This is a genomic window from Stenotrophomonas sp. PS02301 (assembly GCF_029959485.1).
GTDB lineage: Bacteria > Pseudomonadota > Gammaproteobacteria > Xanthomonadales > Xanthomonadaceae > Stenotrophomonas > Stenotrophomonas maltophilia_Z.
The window spans coordinates 24,709-40,923 of the sequence record NZ_JASCOO010000001.1 but is presented as its reverse complement, the minus strand read 5'-3'; the positions used below and the strand labels follow the sequence as shown (position 1 = coordinate 40,923).

The following is a 16,215-nucleotide window of genomic DNA, read 5'->3' as shown; positions in this document are numbered from 1 at the left end:
GCCACCGTCTGCCGGAAGTAATCACATACACCCTGGCCCAGCTGCGCGGCTTCATGGAGGCCGCCGCTCAGGATGACCTCGATCGCGTCGCACAGTTCGCCGTGGCCACACGCATGGCGATGGGTGCGGAGCCGGCGGACTGGCAGAAATACCTGACCGCATTGAGCGGCCAGGCCCCGGCGCAGCAGAAACAAGGAACCACCACTCATGGCTGACCCTTCAGCGAATCTGCGCGTCCGCATCAGTGCGGACCTGGCTGACATCAGGCAGGGGCTGGGCGTGCTTACCCGGCAGCTGCGCGAGGTGCGTACCGAAGCGGCCCGGCCGCTGCCTGCAAAGAACAACATCACCGACCTGGGCATCTCCGCCGGCCAAACCGCGCAGGCGATGAGGCAGCTGCCGGCGCAGTTCACCGACATCTTCACCAGTTTGCAGGGCGGAATGCCGTTCTTCACGGTGCTGGTGCAGCAGGGTGGTCAGATCAAGGACAGCTTCGGCGGTGTCGGGCCGGCCCTGAAGGGCGTGTCGTCGGCGCTGATGGGGATGGTCACTCCCTATACCGTGGCCGCCGCTGCGGTTGGCCTGGTGGTGGTGGCTTGGTACAGCGCAGAGAAGCAGACTGAGGCTTACACCAAAGCGCTGGTGCTGTCGCGCAACGAGGCCGCTGCAACCACGCTGACGCTGGTGAACATGGCGCAGAAGACCAGCGATGCGCTGAAGGTGTCCGCGGGGGCCGGCGCGGAGGCGGCGCAGGCCGTCGGATCGAACGGGAAGATCGCCGCGCAGAACCTTCAGGCCGTTGCAAACGCCGCGGTGGCCATGAAGGAGATCAGCGGGCAAGCGCTGGAGGACACCATCGCGCTGTATGCGAAGTTGGCTGAAGACCCGGTCAAGAATGCCCAGAAGCTCAACGAGCAGGTCAACTTCATGACCGTGGCGCTCTATGAACAGGTCAAGGCGCTGCAGGAGCAGGGGCGCAACCAGGACGCGGTGACCGTTATCACCCGCGCAGCCGCAGACGAAACCGTCATGGCACTGGCAAAGGTTCGCGCCAGCCAGAACCCTGTGATCCGTGGCTTCAAGGACCTGTGGACGGAAGCCACGAAGGCCTGGCACGCGATGCAGGTGAATGCCGGCTTTGGTCCGCAGGCCGACCAAATGCAGAAGATGCTTGCCGACAATCGTCGTGACGTTGCCCGGCTGAATGCTCTGGATGCATCTGAGAATCCCATGGCCCGCAACCCGATGGTGATCTCGGCGCTCGAGAAGGACGTGAAGGAGCGGTCTGCCAAGATCAAGGCGCTGGCGACCGACATCATTAAAGAGCGCAAGGACGCCGAGGTAAAGGCGGCGGAAGATGCGAGCGTGGATTATCTGCAACGCACCGACGCGATTATCGATTCGCAGGCCAGCAAAGAACAGAAGAAAAAAGACGAAATTGCTCGAATCAACGGCGAAGCGGAAAAGGTTCGGCGCCAAGCTGAAGCCGCTGGACTGATCGAACAGGTGAAGGCGATCGAGGAACGCCGAGCGGCAGCCGTCGTTGCGATCGAGAAGAAGTACAAGGAGAAGCCGAAAGCCGGAAGCGGATCGGCCACGCGCGCTGCCGGCTTGCAAGGTTACAAGGACGACTTGATCGCAGAGCAGGCCCAGATCACTGCGGGCACGCAACTGCTGCGCGCGCAGTTCTCCGCGCGTGAGATCACCGCGGCTCAGTACTACGCCCGCATGCGCGAGTTGGTGCAGAGGAGCACAGACGTTCAGGCTAAGTCGCTGGAACAGCAAGTCGCATACCTCCAGAGGCAGGTGGTGGCCGGAAAGGAAGCCATTGGCGTCAATCGCCAGATCGGTGAGTTGGAAGCGCGTCTGACGAAGGTTCGAACTGATGGCGCAGGGGCGCTGCAGGTGCTTTCGACTGAAGAGGCTGCGGCGATGCGGTCTAGAACTAACGTCATCGCCGCTTATGCAAATGCCCTTGATGCGAGCAACCAGGCTCTGGTGCGCCAGCTCTCTACCCAAGCCCAAAGAGTAGGCATGGGAGATCGAGAGTACGAGATTCAGCAGCGCATCAACGATGCGTATTCAGATCAAGCAGACAAGTTGCGTGAACTCCAGCTTCAGCTTAACGCTGGGCAGGTTGACCAGGAGACGTTCGAGGAAGAGCGGGCGACTCTGACGGCTAAGACCCTCGACCGACTGCAGCTGATCAAGGACGGTTATGAGGAGCTGCGCCAGGCGGAAGGCAACTGGTTGTCGGGGGCAGCCGCTGCGTGGGCCAACTATCAGCAGGAGGCGAGCAACTACGCCCAGCAGATGGGCAGCGCGGTGGGCGGCGTCATCGGTGGATTCGAAGACGCCTGGGTAAAGTTCACGACCACTGGCAAGCTGAGTTTCTCCGACCTCACCAGATCGGTACTGGCTGACCTGGCTCGAATTGCCGCCCGGCAAGCCACCATGGGCATCGCCAATGCCTTCGCCAGCATGTGGGGCGGTGGTGTCACTGCCGCTGGAAATCAGGCCGTCACTTCCGGCACGAGCAGCATCAACAACGAGCTGTTCCAGAAGATGCGTCTGGGTGGCGGGTACTCCTCTGGCGGATACACCGGAAATGGTGGCGTGAACGAGCCTGCGGGCGTCGTGCACAAGGGCGAAGTGGTCTGGTCCCAGGCCGACGTCGCCCGCGCCGGCGGCGTTGGCATCGTTGAGGCCATGCGGCAGGGTCTGCGCGGCTATGCGGACGGCGGCCCTGTCGGCGGAGGTGCACCCGCCGGTTTCTCCGGCGGATCCATCAACGTTCGTGTGTTGAACGCGCCGGAAGGCACCACCGCATCAGCCAGCCGTAACGAGCAGGGCGGCTTCGACATCGACGTTCTGCTGGGCCAGGTCGATAGCTTCATTGGTGGCCGCATCGCTGGTGGATCCGGTGCCACGTATTCGGGAATGAAAGGCCGATTCGGCCTGAAGGACAGTGTCTGATGGCTTCCCTTCCTGCCGTCGCCCGTGTGATGTTCGACGGGCAAAAGCGCTCCTTCGACCCGTCTGTACTGAGGACCGAGATGGAGCGCGGCGTGCCAAAGCACCGCCTGTTGAACACGCAGGTGCTGATAAAGCAAGCGATGGTGCTCTATTTCAGCAGCGTCGAGGATGTGGAAGCCTTCGACACCTGGTACATGGCTGATATCAAGCGCATTGGCTGGTTCACGATGATCCACCCGTTCACGGGCAAGCAGATCACGGCCAGGTTCGAGAACGGTGCGCTGGGCGATCTGGTGCCTGATGAAAAGCTACCCGGTGACTACCGGATGGACGCGGTGGTGGAGTACTTGCGATGACTACCTTTACAGAGCGCCGGCAGCGTGTGACCGACACGGCCGGAATCCTGTTGTTTCTCGAGATCTCCGCGCCTTCTCTCCCCAACCCCCTGCGCATTGTCAACGACACTCAGGATTGGACCAGCCAGGGTGTGGTCTACCTCGGAGCCCCATTCGACTTCAAGCTACCGAACGACACCAAGGGCCAGACCCCTCGCGCGCAGCTGGTGGTGGACAACGTCGGCCGCGGCATCTCCGAAGACCTCGAGTCCATCGGTCCCAACGAGGTGCTGATGGCAAGGCTGATGGTCTCCGATCGGGCAGATCCCAACACGATCGAGCGCGACTACTTCCTGCCGGTGAGCAGCGTGACCATCACCGGAGCGACGGCATCGGCGCAGTGCGGTGTCGACTACATCATGCGCCAGCAGGCGGTGAAGCTCAGGGCGAACCAGTTCACGCTCCCGGGAATCTTCACGTGAAGCTGGTCGAGGTGGAGCACTTCGTCGGCCTGCCGTATAACGCCGACGACTTCGACTGCGCGGACTTGGTGATGCTCGTCCAGCGGGAGCTCTTCGGCCGTGAGGTGGTGGTGCCTGGCCGGCGCCCACGGGGCGCGCAGGGAGCCGCCGAGCTTGGCGAGCTGTCCAAGCCGTTCGCCAAGCCCAGAGAGGGGCCGCCGAGGGACGGCGACCTGGTGCTGATGATCGAAGTACTCCAGAAACGCCCCGGCCATGCCGGGGTTTTCTTTTTCCTTGCCCATGAGGCGTGGGTGCTTCACGCCAATGAGAAGAACGGCTGCGCGGTCCTGCACCGCGTCCGTGATCTGCCCGACTTCGGGCTGAGAATCGAGGGGTTTTACGAATGGCTGAATTGAACGCGCTCGCTGCGTGCCCGCCGTCTCTGGTCGTCACCCCCCACCCGGTGACCTTGGAGGGCCAGCAGCGGATCGCCGCTGAGCTGCTGCCGCGAGAAACGCTGGGGCACTTCCTGGTCAGGACGGTGCCGGATTACGGGAGCGACGCGTGGGAGGTGCGGATCAACGGCGTCCGCGTGCCCCACCAGATCATCGACAAGGTGAGGCCTAAGGGCGGCACAGTCATCGAGGTTCGTGGAACCGTTGGGCGTACGGCGCTGCTGATCGTCGCCATGGTCGCCCTGACTATCTTCACTGCAGGTGTCGGCACGGCCATGGTGGCCGCCGGCTACAGCGCTATGGCGGCCGGGATGGCGCAAGCCGCGATCTATGCGGTCGGGTCGCTGCTGATCAACAAGGTCTTGGGACCGAAGAAGCCCAAGCAGTACGAAAGCGATGCGGCTACCGTTTACACGATTGGCACGGCACGCAACCAAGCGCGGCCGTATGAACCGCTTCCGCTAGTGCTGGGAAGCATCCGTATTGCGCCGGACATCGCCAGCCAGCCGTACTCATTCTACGAGGCCAACGACCAGTTCATGGCGATGGTGCTGACGCCGGGCATCAACGTGGCGCGCGTGGATGCGATGTTCAATGGCGAGGCTCTGCTTTCGACCTTTGAAGGTGTACAGGTCTGGCACAGCGGCTTTCCCGGCATGCCGGAAGAGAAGATCCCGCTTTACAGCAACGTCGACACGCTCCCCGGCGGAGCGCTCGATGCGGAGAAAGGTAAGCCCAGCGCATGGGTTCAGCGCACCAGCTCGGCCAGCACCATCCGGTTGCAGCTCGACTTCGACTACATGCTGTTTGACACCACCAGCAAGGGCAAGCCGAAGGACAACCAGGAGACGATCCAAGTCCAGTATCGAGCAGTTGGGGCGAGCGACTGGCGCGTGTTCGGCAACTTCGCGCTGATCAGCCAGAGCCAGAAGCAGCAGCGGCGCACTTACGCCCTGGACGTTGAGGCTGGGCAGTACGAGGTGCGCGCACGCATTGCGGGTCGTAACACGGACGGCTCGGGGGCCACCAGCGACTTCACGTGGTCGACCCTGAAGAGCATCCAGACCGACACTGCGAGCTACGCGGGTATTCCCCGCATCGGCATCCGCATCAAGGCCACTGGCCAGCTAAACGGGGCTCCTGATGAACTCCGCTGTGTTGCCTATGCCGCGCCGATCCCAGTGTGGAAGGGCAACCAGTGGCTCACCGAAGAATCGAGCAACCCTGGCGCCCAGATCCTTGCGTACGCGCGCGGCATTCGCGATCCAGCCGGGAACCTGATCGCGGGGTTGGGCTTGCTGGACGCCCAAATCGACATCGCGGCTCTGCAGGCGTTCATGCTGCACTGCGCAGCGTCCAAATACACCTACGACAATGTGATTCGTGACACGCGTAGCCACGACGACGTGGTGCAGGCGATCGCGCTCGCAGGCTTCGGCAACGTGACCTGGGCGGCCGGTCGACTGTCGGTCGTATGGGCGGCGGATGAGCAGCCGCTGTCGGGCGTGGTCAATATGGCCACGATCAAAAAGGGGCAGTTCCAGATCGATTACACGCTGGCCAATGCGGCCGATGGCATCGAGTTCACCTACGTGGATCGCTCGGACTGGTCGAGCAAGACGCTCAGGGTGACTGCGCCAGGCGTCCAGACCATGCTGAACCCGGCCCAGGTATCGGGCGAGGGCATCACCACCGAGGAACACGCGGCCAAGATGGCGCGGTATCACTTGGCGCAGTCCCTGTACCAGTACAAGGACATCTCCTTCAGCACCGATATCGAGCACCTGAGTTACCGGCGCATGTCGGTGCTGGCGCTGCAGCACGACCTGACGCAGTGGGGCTTCGGCGGCAGGCTGGTGTCCGCCACCCTGGATGGATCTACCGTGGTGTTGACGCTGGACGATCAGGTGCGCGCGCCAGCCACGGGCAACAGCTTCATCGGGCTGCGCATTCCTGGCGAGCTGGTATATCGCGTTTTCAGGGTGGCCACCTTCGCCGGCGAGACGGACCAGATTCGGCTGGCTGATCCCTGGCCGGCGGACGCCCCGCTGCCGGGTAACGCCGACGAAAACCCGGCTCACGACACCATCTGGATCTTCGATTTCAAGCAGACACCGGGCTACCGCGTGCGCGTGGTGGGCATCGAGCCAGAGTCCGACCTCAAGGGCGCCTCGGTTTCGGTTGTGCCGGAGGGCCCGGAATTCTGGCGCTACGTCGAGTCTGGCCAGTACATCCCGGCGCCCAATGGCTCTCTGCTGCAGACCCGGCCGGTGGCCAGCAATCTGCGCATCACCGAACAGCAGGTTGTGCAGGGCGACACCGTCTTCACTGAGCTCTCCGCGAGCTTCGATGTATCCGGCCCGGTGGGCGAGACTATCGTGCTGTCCGATTTGAATCGGAACAGCGAGCTTGAGCAGGTGGCCACCACCCGCACGCGCACCGCGACCTGGCGTATCCCTCAGGCAGGTGTCTACCCAATCACCGTTCGACCGTACAGCCCCGAAGGCAATGCTGGTGTCGCGGTTACCGCGATGTACGCAACGCGCGGTGCAGATGTGCCGCCGGTGCTCGTTGACATCTTCGACGTTGCCGAGATCAGCGGCGGCGTTCGGCGGTACACCTGGGGATTTCTGAACGACACCGTGCAGTCTGCGGACTTCGCTGGCGTCGAGATCCGCTACAGCGCCGGACAGGTGGCCGCCCCAGCTTGGGATCAGATGACCCCGCTGGGTGACGACGGCTACCACGTCGCAGCCTTCGAGGCGGTCCTGCCGCCGGCGGGCGAATGGACCTTTGCATGCCGGTCGCGGAATACCTCCGGCGCGCTCTCCGAGGCGAGCCGTGTCGTCCAGAAGACACTGCGCGCCAACCTCGGCGAGGTCATCGACGGGTTGGACGGCCGCATTGATGAGACCTACCAGCAAGCGCTGGCGGCAAACAACAGGATCACCGAGGAAATCCTCAAGCGCATCGCCGAGGATCTGCGCGTTGCCAACGAAGCGGTGGCCGCGGCGCGCGCCTACACCGACGCCCAGGTGGCCGCGCTCAACGGGATTCTGGAAGACATCGTCGGTGCGGACGAATGGACTACCGACGCCGAATACCCCGTCGGTGATTTCGTGCGCCGAGCTGGCGTGCTGTACCGGGCGTTGGTTGAGAACACTGGTGTGGAGCCCGCCAGCGATCCAGCGGTGTGGCAGGAGATCGGCGAGTACACCTCGGTAGGCGATGCGCTGGCCGCCGCCATCAGCATGTCCAGCCAGAACGCTACAGACCTGCAGGCCGAGGCCGCGCGCCTGGATGGACTGTTGGTCCGCATGCCGGCCGGGAACGGCACCTTGGCGACGGCGGCGAGCGTAACTGAGCAGATCAATGTGGTCGCCAACCGGGTGGAGGCCATTGCGCAGCGAACCAACATGCTGGAGGCGGCACTGCCTGGCTTGGCAACCAATGCCTACGTGCGGCAGCTGGACGAGGCACAGACGAACGTGGCCATGGCTCTGGGCCGGCGGATCGACCAGACCAACGCTGTGCTGGGCGGCAAGGCTGAGGCCGGGACCGTGGCGATCATCCAGTCGAAGGTCGAGCAGCTTGACGGCCGGGTGGATGCGCAGGGCAGTGCAATCACCCAAGTGACGGCCAAGCTGGGTGGCACGCCGAACATGCTGAAGGACTCATCCTTTGCGCGCGGATTCACTTATTGGGCACAGCCGGGTGGGCTCGGCATCGTCAATGAGCCGCGCTACGGCAACTACATGTACGCTCCCCCGATCTCGGGCGGTACGGCCAGCCCGCAGACGGTGCAGACGGGCCAGGGCGTCTACGTGTTCAGCGGCGAGGTGTACCGCAACAGTAATGCCGGCACGGTTCGGCTCGAAGTCGCGGCGTACAGCGCGAATGGCTACATCGGAGCGGTTTCGGCTCTCAGCGATCCATCGATCGTCGGACAGTGGCAACAGGTATACATCGCCATCGCCGCGCCTGCGGGGACGACGTACTTGGTTTGCCGCCCCATCTGGGAGAACACCAACGCCAACAACTCGATCCGGCGCATGAAGCTGGAGCTTGGACTGACCCCAACGCTCTGGACCGACGACACGTCGGTTCAGCTGGCCGCGACCGCGACGCAGATCCTCGAAACGCGCGCAACGCAGCTGGAGAACGGCCAGTCGGTGCTGTACGCCAAGTACACCTGGGCGCTGGACGTCAACAACCGGGTCATCGGTATGACCTCGGTCAACAACGGTCTGATCGGCAAGATCGACTTCGTTGCAGACATCTTCAACATCACCGATCCGAACGGCACCGGCAGCATGACCTGGGAGGGCGGCCGCACCGTCCAGCGCTGGGCCAACAGCGGCTATATCCTGGCCCAAGGCAAGCCCTTCGGAAACCTGGGCGACTTGGTCATGTACTACGGGCAGGGCAGCGACCCGGCCACGGTGGTCAAGGCGAACGCCAAGTTCGCGCTGGATACGGAGGGCAACGTCTTCATCGCCGGCGCGCTCTACACCGGAGGCATCTCGCGCGGCTTCAAGAGCAGCACCACTGTGGCGCAGGGTGTAGCGGTGGAAACTGGCTACCTCGGCCGGTTGGGCCGGGAGGTGCAGGTGGGTGGCCGCTTCCAGTACCAGTACCAGCAGCAGTACAACGGCGCGTCGTCGGTGATCACCTTGGGGCCTGGCAGCACCTCGGCGGTGGTGGTGCTGGAGCGCAACTTTGCTGGCGACCCCACTTGGACCGAGCTGTCGCGGTTGACGTTGGGCGGGAGCGATGACGTGTTCAACGAGCAGGGGGCAGCGTCATTCATCACTCAGACGATCAGCGGACAGATCTTCGCCACCGACGTGGCGAGCGCCCGCCAGACAAGCTTCCGGACGCGTGTGCTGAGCTACGACCGACGTGCACACAGTGTCAGCAATCCCGGTCAAACGCCGCTGGCTCTCCAATCTCAGTATCAGTCCATCGAATCCATGGAGTAACCAACGTGTCTCTGATCCAATCGGAAAGCGGCAACAACGCGGTGGAGATGTTCGCCACCCGCATCGATGTGCAGTGGGACTTCCGCACCAACACCGGCCCGGTGCTTTTCCACTTCGAGCGAGTGGACTGGGATCGGGAGACCGGAATGGTCAACACGCGCGGGTATGAGCGGACGATCCGGCACGACATAGCGGGCCTGATCGGTGGCGAATACACCATCACCAACCCATTCACCGGCGAAGAGCTGGTGGAGCCCGGCTGGAAGCTGATGGCGATGATCAAGGCGGCGACCGGGCGAGTGTGGGATGCGGAGACGGCGCCTGTTGACGAGCAGACCGGCGGTGAGGGCGAGTCCCTCGCCGTCGTGTTGGAGCGGGCAGAGGGGCGATAGCCGCATCGGCCGGTCGGGCTAGCTCACGGGCTCCAGCGGCTGTTCGGTATTGCTTCGCGGGGTATTTACGGCCCGGCTGACCCGATAGGCCTCCATCGCCGGCGGCTCGCTGGCCAGCAGCATCGCCATCGCATCATCGGGCTCGGCCGCCAGCCAGTCATCGGCTCGGCCGGCCGTCAGCCACACCGGCATAAGGTTGGATATCAGCCCGTATGCTGTCCCCGTTGCGATGAAGACGAAGGTGAAGCTGCCCGGGGTACCGACGGGCAGCCGCGGGCTGAACTGCAAGTCACCGCAGTCACAGATCAGGAGGATGGCGCGTAAGGGCCTATTCACTAAGCAACTCACGAACGTCTCGCGCCGCTTGCAAGGTCATGACAACCTAACTGCGCACACGGTCACATTCGGGAGGTCACGGCAGATTCAGCAAATCAGCCATTTGTTTCACGTGCTAGGATGAAATCGTCGAGCAACTCGGCGATTTTCCCAATAAAGGATCTATTGTGAAGCTGTTTGGTGCGATGCTAGCGTTAGCGGCTGCGGCCGTTGCAACTCCTGCTTTTTCGGCTCAGCCGGTGCACTGTCCCACTTGCGTGACCGATTCAGACTTCCGGCAGCGCGCAGTGCTGGAAGAAGCTGTAACCAATGCTGGCGGTACATTCTGGGTCTATAACCTACCCGCGGGCACGGTCCAAAAGTGGTACATCCCGCGCTCCAATGGCGGCGGCGGAGGCGGCGGTACTCCACGATCTGTTCGGAATAGCGCGGCAGCTGCCGCAACGCCACGAGGCCAGCAGCAGCCCGTAGAGGCTCATGTGCAGGCTGAGGTCCAGAAGGGGCGGTCCGTGTATATCAAGGGGGCTAACAGTCTCCGGCCTCTCTATAACGTGCCGGTTGAAATGCTAAAAGTTCCTGCGGCTGCGGCTAGATCGGTGACTGATGTGTTGTCAGATGCGAATCTGAAAGCCCAGCTTGAGTCGAAGCTTGGCGACACTGATGTCGTTGCTTCGATCATCGGGCCAGACTTGCTGAGTGCGATTGTGGATCTTGCACAGATGGCCACGAACGCCCTCGGTCTAAAGGAAGGTACTTACGTTAACTTCCGTCTGATTATGGAGGATGGAACGTACATCGATTTCCATTTGTCTGTTCAGAAAACGACCGCAGATGCTCAAGAGGACACCGCTCGCACTGCTTCCGGTCAGCTTGTTCCAGAAAATATCCAGCAGTTGAATGGCACTTGGACCACCAACGGTGGGGCGGACAATCTGGACCGACTCGGGAACTACTTTGAATCGATCGGCGCAACGATGATCGATGAAGGAAGTGGCGGCTACACCAGCGCCATCTCGTGCGCCGCCGGTCGTTGTATCCGTCAGAAGATTAAATAGTTCGATTGTGGCCGGTCGGCTGAACCTTGGGTTTAGCCGACCCGTCCATGCTCCCGTTGGGTGGATAGCCATCCTGGCCGGAGGCTCGCTGGCCAGAAGCATTGCCACCGTTTCAGCCCCCTAGTGGCTCGGGTGCTCGGCATCCGCGGGTGCCGGACGAGACCCGCTGCCAACGCGGTCAATGAACTCAGAAAATCTAGCCAGGCTGACGGCCTGACGATTCTCACAATGCGGGCAGGCGAGAACGCCTCCTCCCGCAATGGCAATCAGGCCCCGGCCAGGCAAGGCATCAAACGACCAGCCGCACGGCAGGCATCGGCACTGAACGCTCGTTAATTCAAGCAGCCGCCCAGCCTCATCGGCTTGGCCAGCGACGTCAACGAGATAGAACTGTCCGGTGTTGGGCATGGGCCTTTGTGGTTGGCGACGGGTCCGGGATGCCTCGAACATGAATCATAGCCGTCCGCTTGTTAAGGTTCGGCAGATTTCGTCGCTCACGGATCCTTGAACGGGCCGTGGTGTAATCCGGCCATGTGCTATTCCGCTCAAATCAAGGCCGATTACCACAAGCTTGTGCGCGAGTTCGGCGCAGTTGTGTCTATGGACGAGTTCGCGGCGCTGTATGCCCACGATCCCGGCAAAAAGCGGCCGAAGACGCCTAAAGCCATGGATGATGCGTTCGCCGCGGGCAAGACCCCTGCTGAGTGCTCGGTTTGGGCGGCGATCCAGGACTGGAATGCCCGGGATGCAACAGCGTTCGAGCAGGAGCTGTTCACCCAGAAGACCCGACTGGTCAACGCCGAGCGCGCGCTGCAGACCAAGGTCACGAAGAAGGCCGAGAACGATGTGCGGGTGGCCACCAACAAGATCGCCCGGGCCCAGGGCAAGTTGGCGGACCTTCGGCGAACCGACCACATGGCACGAGACTCGCGGATCTTCCCGGGCGTGTACGGCACCGTGATCGTGGCGGAGGGCGGCAAGCGAGTGGTGAAGCCAATGCGCTACCAGTGCCGGCTCACCGGGAAGCCGGCCAGCTATGACCAGCGCTACCCCGGCACCTACAACGCCAGGCGCGACAGCCTGGAGGGCTTCTGGCGGCCAGCCTTCGGGTACACGCACGCGCTCATGGTCGTGGACACCTTCTACGAGAACGTGGAGGGGCCGGACGGCGGGAACCAGGTAGTGCAGTTCACACCCAGCACGGGCGATCCGATGCTGGTGGCCTGCCTGTGGTCTCACTGGGTCGATCCGGCCGGCAAGGAGCCTGATCTACTGTCCTTCGCGGCGATCACCGATGACCCGGAGCCCGAGGTCGCTGCGGCCGGCCACGATCGGACGATCATCAACATTAAGCCCGAGCACGTGGATGCCTGGCTCAACCCCAATCCAGCCGACCTGAGCGCGCTCTACGCGATCTTCGACGACAAGCGGCATCCGTTCTATGAACACCGTTTGGCTGCGTAAGGGGGGAGCTTGAGCCGGGTGAGCGCGCAGGCCGCCGGGGCGATGTGCCGTGGCCCTGTTCGCCTGTTCGCCTGCTCCTCCCTCCCGGTGATGACCAGCAGGCAGAGGCGCCATTCGGGCTCTGCCGCCCCCCTGGCCCGAAAACTGGACTGGCGGAAGGGATCAGTTGATCATCTGTCGAACGGTGGCTCGATGTTCACCGACGATTTGGTCTTGGGCAGGGGGAAAGGATGACGCTGGCTTGGGCAACACTGGTTGAAGGGACGGAAACCCCTGCAGGCGACGGAATCACCGGCGCTTTACGCTGTGTCATAGAAATTGAGGATGGAGAACAAGTCGCGGCGGTCCTGAAAAGGGACACGCCCGACTTAGTGTTCGCTGAGGCACTCTGCGGCATGTTGCTCACGAAATGGGGGCTGAAGGTCCCCGCGCCGTACCTTGTCAATGAACCGGATCGGATTTCTTTTGCGAGTGCCGACGTAGGGTATCCAAACCTCAAGAAGGCACTGGGTCTCGACAGCCAGAATCTCTCTGCGAAGGAGGCTGACGAGTTGACGCGATTGGCTTTCGATGTCGTGATGTCGTTCCCCACCACTTCGCTGGCGATAGCCCTCGATGAGGCGATAGATAACAGAGATCGCAATTTGGGGAACATTCTTTGGGACGGTTCAGAAGAAGCGTGGATTGACCATGCGTTTGCGCTTGGCAACGGCGTTGCAATGCAAGATCGGAACATTCTGTGCGAGATCGCAGCCTTCAATGGGCTCGCCGATCAGAGCAGCCAGGCGGCCATAGCAAGATGGGCCTCTTTGGACCGGGACGCCGTTGCCGACGCAGCTGGTGAGATCGGCGCATTGCACGATTGCACTACCTGGCAAGATTTGGTTCTACGGCGCCTTGATACCCTCGGCATGCGGATTCTGGCGCGATTTCCGCAGCCACACGATCTCTTAGGCCAAACTCCATGAATACAATCTTGACCGAAACAGGCAGCGCCGCAGACAGCAGGGCAATGCACGCCTGGCGCCCCCTGTTCTGGGAGCCAGTGTCTGGAACTGGGGAGCGAATCCTCGCCGGGATCATATATTCCTTCGACGGTGCCCACGGAGTGTCGCGTCTGATCCGTGACGAGGTGCTGGACGGAATGTTTGGTAAGCAAGCAGGCGGAGCTCGGAAACTGATTGAGCACTCCCTAAAGTCATTCTTGGCAATGGCGAATCAACGTGAAGATGGCCTTGGCCACTTGGATCGTCCATTCATGGGCCTCTTCCCGGGTGGTGTTCGTCTGACCAGTGCCGCAACCGTACCAGCGTTGCTCAGGACGGCGGCATTGCTGTATTCCAGCATGGCTAATCTGGCTAAGCTTGAGGAACTCGACCAGTCCGATACGCCTCTTCCGGAAGAGATAAACAGGCGATTCAGCACTGAGGTGCGCGACATCGTAATCGGGCTGCGGCCGGAATTTGCAGACTATTTCGGCCGTACCGCGCAGCTGGTTCAGGGCGGTCAGCGTGTGCGCTTCGGGTTCTGCTCGCCCGGTGCCGTCATGCACTTCAGCGTCTTGCATCCTGCCCGTGTCAGCGCGAGCATTCGAGACGCACGAGCCCGCTTGTTCGAACTACAGCGTGCGCGCGAGCTCACCGGAATTGCAAATGCTGCCCTCATCGGTGCAGTGAGCCGCAACGATGATGCGACGCTTGATAGACGGCAGCGTCAGGCGGTAGATGTGGCGAGGCAGGAAATTGAGGCCGAGGCTGACGCGGCCAGTCTCCGTTTCTATCCGGTTACCTCTGCCCAAGAAGGCGCGGAGCGCGTTCTTCAAGCAGCGTGATACTGCAATGAACTTCCGCGCGGTCGTCTCAGCAGTGCGCGCGCGGCAGTTCTAGGACCGAAGTAGTGTAGTTGGGGGACAACATGTGCTGGCGCATGCCCCAGGCGGGCTTGTCCTTCCAGCCCGAAGCGCCCATCCCGGCGACGCCGCGACCGAACTTGCGGTTGATCTGGTCGAGGGTTTCCATGAGCTTGCGGTCGCCGGCGACGGCTGGTGCGAACAGATCCTGCTGGACATCCTCCGGCCGCACTAGATCAAGCAGGGCCACGCCCGCCTTCTTGTAACCGATGCCCTCCTGCAGCAGCCCGCACAGGAGGCGACGAACCATGCCCAGCACCAGCATGGTGTCGCTGGTCGCCGCCGGCAGAGCCATCGTCCGGTTGGCGGCGTGCTGTGGGAGCTCCGGGCGGAAGCTGTCCGAGTGAGCGAAGATCCACAGGCCGGAAGCGACCAGGCCGCGAGCGCGCAGTTTTTCGCAGGCGCGCACGGCGAAGGTTGCCAGTGCTTGGGCAACTGCTTCGTGGTCGTGCACCCGGTCAGCGAACGAACGGCTCACCATAATCTGCTGCCGATCCGGCTCTACTTCCTCCAGGGACATGCACGGATGGCCTTGGAGCTCGCGCTGGGTGCGCGCCAGGGTTACACCGAACTTCGCGAGGATGTCGTCCGCTGGAGCATCCCGAAGGTCAGCGGCGGTCCGGACGCCCATTGCCACCAGCTTCGGTGCCAAGCGCCGGCCGACACCCCACAGGTCTTCCACTGGGAACTTGGGCAGCAGCGCATCACGGGCTGCCCGATCGCCGAGATCCACTACGCCCGTGCCGGTCTTCGCCGCCTTGTTGGCGAGCTTGGCCAGCGTCTTTGTCGGGCCGATGCCGATGCAGTTCGGTATGCCCGTCCAGCTGTGCACCCGGGTGCGCAGCTCCTGCGCGAAGGCCTCCCGGCGGGGCACGCCTGTCAGGTCGATGAAGCTCTCATCGATGCTGTACACCTCCACGCGCGGCGCTGCCTCCCGCAGGATGGAAACTACCCGAGCGCTCATGTCGCCGTAGAGGCCGAAGTTCGCCGATCGCATCTGCAGGCCGTGCCGCCGGACCAGATGCTTCATCTCGTGGGCCGGCTGCCCCATCTTGATGCCCAAGGCTTTGGCCTCGGCCGAGCGCGCGATCGCGCAGCCGTCGTTGTTGCTCAGTACCACCAGCGGCACGCCGCGCAGCGCCGGCTGGAACACGCGCTCGCAGCTGGCGTAGAAGTTGTTGCCGTCAACGAGTCCGAACATGGCCGCTCCGGCGCTTGATCTGGCGGACGACCCCCACGACGGCGAACACCTCAACCTCGGTGGGTTGCTCGAGCACGATGGGCGAGAAGTCGGGGTTGGCCGAGTGCAGCTCCATGTGGCTCTCGAACAGCTGCAGCACCTTGCAGCTGGGCTGGTTTCCGTCCCAGATCGCAATGACCAGATCACCGGCCTGCGGAGTAACCGACCGGTCCACCACCAAGATGTCCCCGTCGCTCACGCCGGCGCCACTCATGGACCAGCCATCGGCGCGGTAGAGAAAGGTCGCGGCCGGGTTGCGCACCAGCAGGCGGTGCAGGTCGATGGCCTCGTCCATGAAGTCGTCGGCCGGCGACGGGAAGCCCAGTCGGGCGCGCGCTGCTGCCAGGGGCACGAACTGGGCCGGGCCGTCTATCAGGGCTGGGCCGACGGGCACGGCCAGGGTATGGGGGTAGGGGAGGGAGTGCATGGGCGTACTCTGCGAGCGGCATGTCTCACAATTCGAGACGGCCCGCATGTTAGTACAATTACTAACTGTTGATCGTGAATCGTAGTGTCCCTGTTCCTGAACGCATATCGCTGTCGGGCCGCCCGCGCGAGGCCAGTCGCGGATTGCGCGACGGCGGTTCTGCATCCTGTAGCCATGGCGAAT

The 16,215-nt window shown here is 62.7% G+C and carries 14 protein-coding genes; 11 read left to right on the top strand and 3 right to left on the bottom strand.

Annotation, left to right across the window (positions count from 1 at the left end):
- Positions 1 to 53 precede the first annotated feature (53 nt).
- The 7 genes from QMX81_RS00195 to QMX81_RS00165 are packed head-to-tail and all read left to right on the top strand — an operon-like array spanning position 54 to position 9,601.
- Entirely contained in the window at positions 54 to 215 is a 162-nt protein-coding gene (locus tag QMX81_RS00195) for a hypothetical protein (RefSeq protein WP_282257225.1), read from the top strand.
- Entirely contained in the window at positions 208 to 2,976 is a 2,769-nt protein-coding gene (locus QMX81_RS00190; RefSeq protein ID WP_282257223.1) for a phage tail tape measure protein, read from the top strand. The genes QMX81_RS00195 and QMX81_RS00190 overlap by 8 nt, the downstream gene beginning before the upstream one ends.
- Positions 2,976 to 3,332 carry a hypothetical protein gene (locus QMX81_RS00185; protein WP_282257222.1) on the top strand — a complete coding sequence of 119 codons (357 nt, stop codon included), beginning with the start codon at positions 2,976 to 2,978 and terminating at the stop codon, positions 3,330 to 3,332. The genes QMX81_RS00190 and QMX81_RS00185 overlap by 1 nt, the downstream gene beginning before the upstream one ends.
- Positions 3,329 to 3,793 carry a DUF1833 family protein gene (locus QMX81_RS00180; RefSeq protein WP_282257220.1) on the top strand — a complete coding sequence of 155 codons (465 nt, stop codon included), beginning with the start codon at positions 3,329 to 3,331 and terminating at the stop codon, positions 3,791 to 3,793. Before QMX81_RS00185 ends, QMX81_RS00180 begins: the two co-directional genes overlap by 4 nt.
- Positions 3,790 to 4,188, top strand: a complete 399-nt coding sequence (locus QMX81_RS00175) for a peptidoglycan endopeptidase (protein WP_121040170.1) — start codon at positions 3,790 to 3,792, stop codon at positions 4,186 to 4,188. Before QMX81_RS00180 ends, QMX81_RS00175 begins: the two co-directional genes overlap by 4 nt.
- A complete protein-coding gene (locus QMX81_RS00170) occupies positions 4,176 to 9,209 on the top strand; it encodes a host specificity factor TipJ family phage tail protein (protein ID WP_282257217.1) in 5,034 nt (1,677 codons plus the stop codon). The genes QMX81_RS00175 and QMX81_RS00170 overlap by 13 nt, the downstream gene beginning before the upstream one ends.
- 5 nt (positions 9,210 to 9,214) lie before the next feature.
- Positions 9,215 to 9,601, top strand: a complete 387-nt coding sequence (locus QMX81_RS00165; protein ID WP_282257215.1) for a hypothetical protein — start codon at positions 9,215 to 9,217, stop codon at positions 9,599 to 9,601.
- 18 nt (positions 9,602 to 9,619) lie between these two features.
- Here QMX81_RS00165 and QMX81_RS00160 read toward each other — a convergent pair whose 3' ends face one another.
- Positions 9,620 to 9,889, bottom strand: coding sequence for a hypothetical protein (locus QMX81_RS00160; protein WP_282257213.1), 270 nt, complete (start codon positions 9,887 to 9,889; stop codon positions 9,620 to 9,622).
- 215 nt (positions 9,890 to 10,104) lie between these two features.
- On the opposite strand from QMX81_RS00160, the gene QMX81_RS00155 reads away from it, so the two are divergent.
- The 4 genes from QMX81_RS00155 to QMX81_RS00140 all read left to right on the top strand — a co-directional run bounded on the left by QMX81_RS00155 (position 10,105) and on the right by QMX81_RS00140 (position 14,287).
- Positions 10,105 to 10,992, top strand: a complete 888-nt coding sequence (locus QMX81_RS00155; protein WP_282257211.1) for a hypothetical protein — start codon at positions 10,105 to 10,107, stop codon at positions 10,990 to 10,992.
- Between the two features lie 531 nt (positions 10,993 to 11,523).
- On the top strand, positions 11,524 to 12,456 hold the full coding sequence (locus tag QMX81_RS00150; protein ID WP_282257209.1) for an SOS response-associated peptidase family protein: 933 nt from the start codon (positions 11,524 to 11,526) through the stop codon (positions 12,454 to 12,456).
- Between the two features lie 230 nt (positions 12,457 to 12,686).
- Entirely contained in the window at positions 12,687 to 13,424 is a 738-nt protein-coding gene (locus QMX81_RS00145) for a hypothetical protein (RefSeq protein ID WP_282257207.1), read from the top strand.
- Positions 13,425 to 13,564: 140 nt separating this feature from the next.
- A complete protein-coding gene (locus QMX81_RS00140) occupies positions 13,565 to 14,287 on the top strand; it encodes a hypothetical protein (RefSeq protein WP_282257205.1) in 723 nt (240 codons plus the stop codon).
- Between the two features lie 28 nt (positions 14,288 to 14,315).
- Here QMX81_RS00140 and QMX81_RS00135 read toward each other — a convergent pair whose 3' ends face one another.
- Both QMX81_RS00135 and umuD read right to left on the bottom strand, forming a co-directional pair.
- Positions 14,316 to 15,566 (bottom strand): Y-family DNA polymerase, encoded by a 1,251-nt coding sequence (locus QMX81_RS00135; RefSeq protein WP_282257203.1) that lies wholly within the window; start codon positions 15,564 to 15,566, stop codon positions 14,316 to 14,318.
- Positions 15,550 to 16,032: a translesion error-prone DNA polymerase V autoproteolytic subunit gene (gene umuD, locus QMX81_RS00130; RefSeq protein ID WP_282257200.1), complete on the bottom strand. Its 483-nt coding sequence runs from the start codon at positions 16,030 to 16,032 to the stop codon at positions 15,550 to 15,552. Before umuD ends, QMX81_RS00135 begins: the two co-directional genes overlap by 17 nt.
- Positions 16,033 to 16,215 lie beyond the last annotated feature (183 nt).

Bases quoted from the DNA above. Each gene is read 5' to 3' on its own strand.
- QMX81_RS00145 (WP_282257207.1), top strand. From the start codon at position 12,687: ATGACGCTGGCTTGGGCAACACTGGTTGAAGGGACGGAAACCCCTGCA.
- QMX81_RS00195 (WP_282257225.1), top strand. From the start codon at position 54: ATGGAGGCCGCCGCTCAGGATGACCTCGATCGCGTCGCACAGTTCGCC.
- QMX81_RS00135 (WP_282257203.1), bottom strand. From the start codon at position 15,566: ATGTTCGGACTCGTTGACGGCAACAACTTCTACGCCAGCTGCGAGCGC.
- QMX81_RS00180 (WP_282257220.1), top strand. From the start codon at position 3,329: ATGACTACCTTTACAGAGCGCCGGCAGCGTGTGACCGACACGGCCGGA.
- QMX81_RS00185 (WP_282257222.1), top strand. From the start codon at position 2,976: ATGGCTTCCCTTCCTGCCGTCGCCCGTGTGATGTTCGACGGGCAAAAG.
- QMX81_RS00190 (WP_282257223.1), top strand. From the start codon at position 208: ATGGCTGACCCTTCAGCGAATCTGCGCGTCCGCATCAGTGCGGACCTG.
- QMX81_RS00170 (WP_282257217.1), top strand. From the start codon at position 4,176: ATGGCTGAATTGAACGCGCTCGCTGCGTGCCCGCCGTCTCTGGTCGTC.
- QMX81_RS00150 (WP_282257209.1), top strand. From the start codon at position 11,524: ATGTGCTATTCCGCTCAAATCAAGGCCGATTACCACAAGCTTGTGCGC.
- umuD (WP_282257200.1), bottom strand. From the start codon at position 16,032: ATGCACTCCCTCCCCTACCCCCATACCCTGGCCGTGCCCGTCGGCCCA.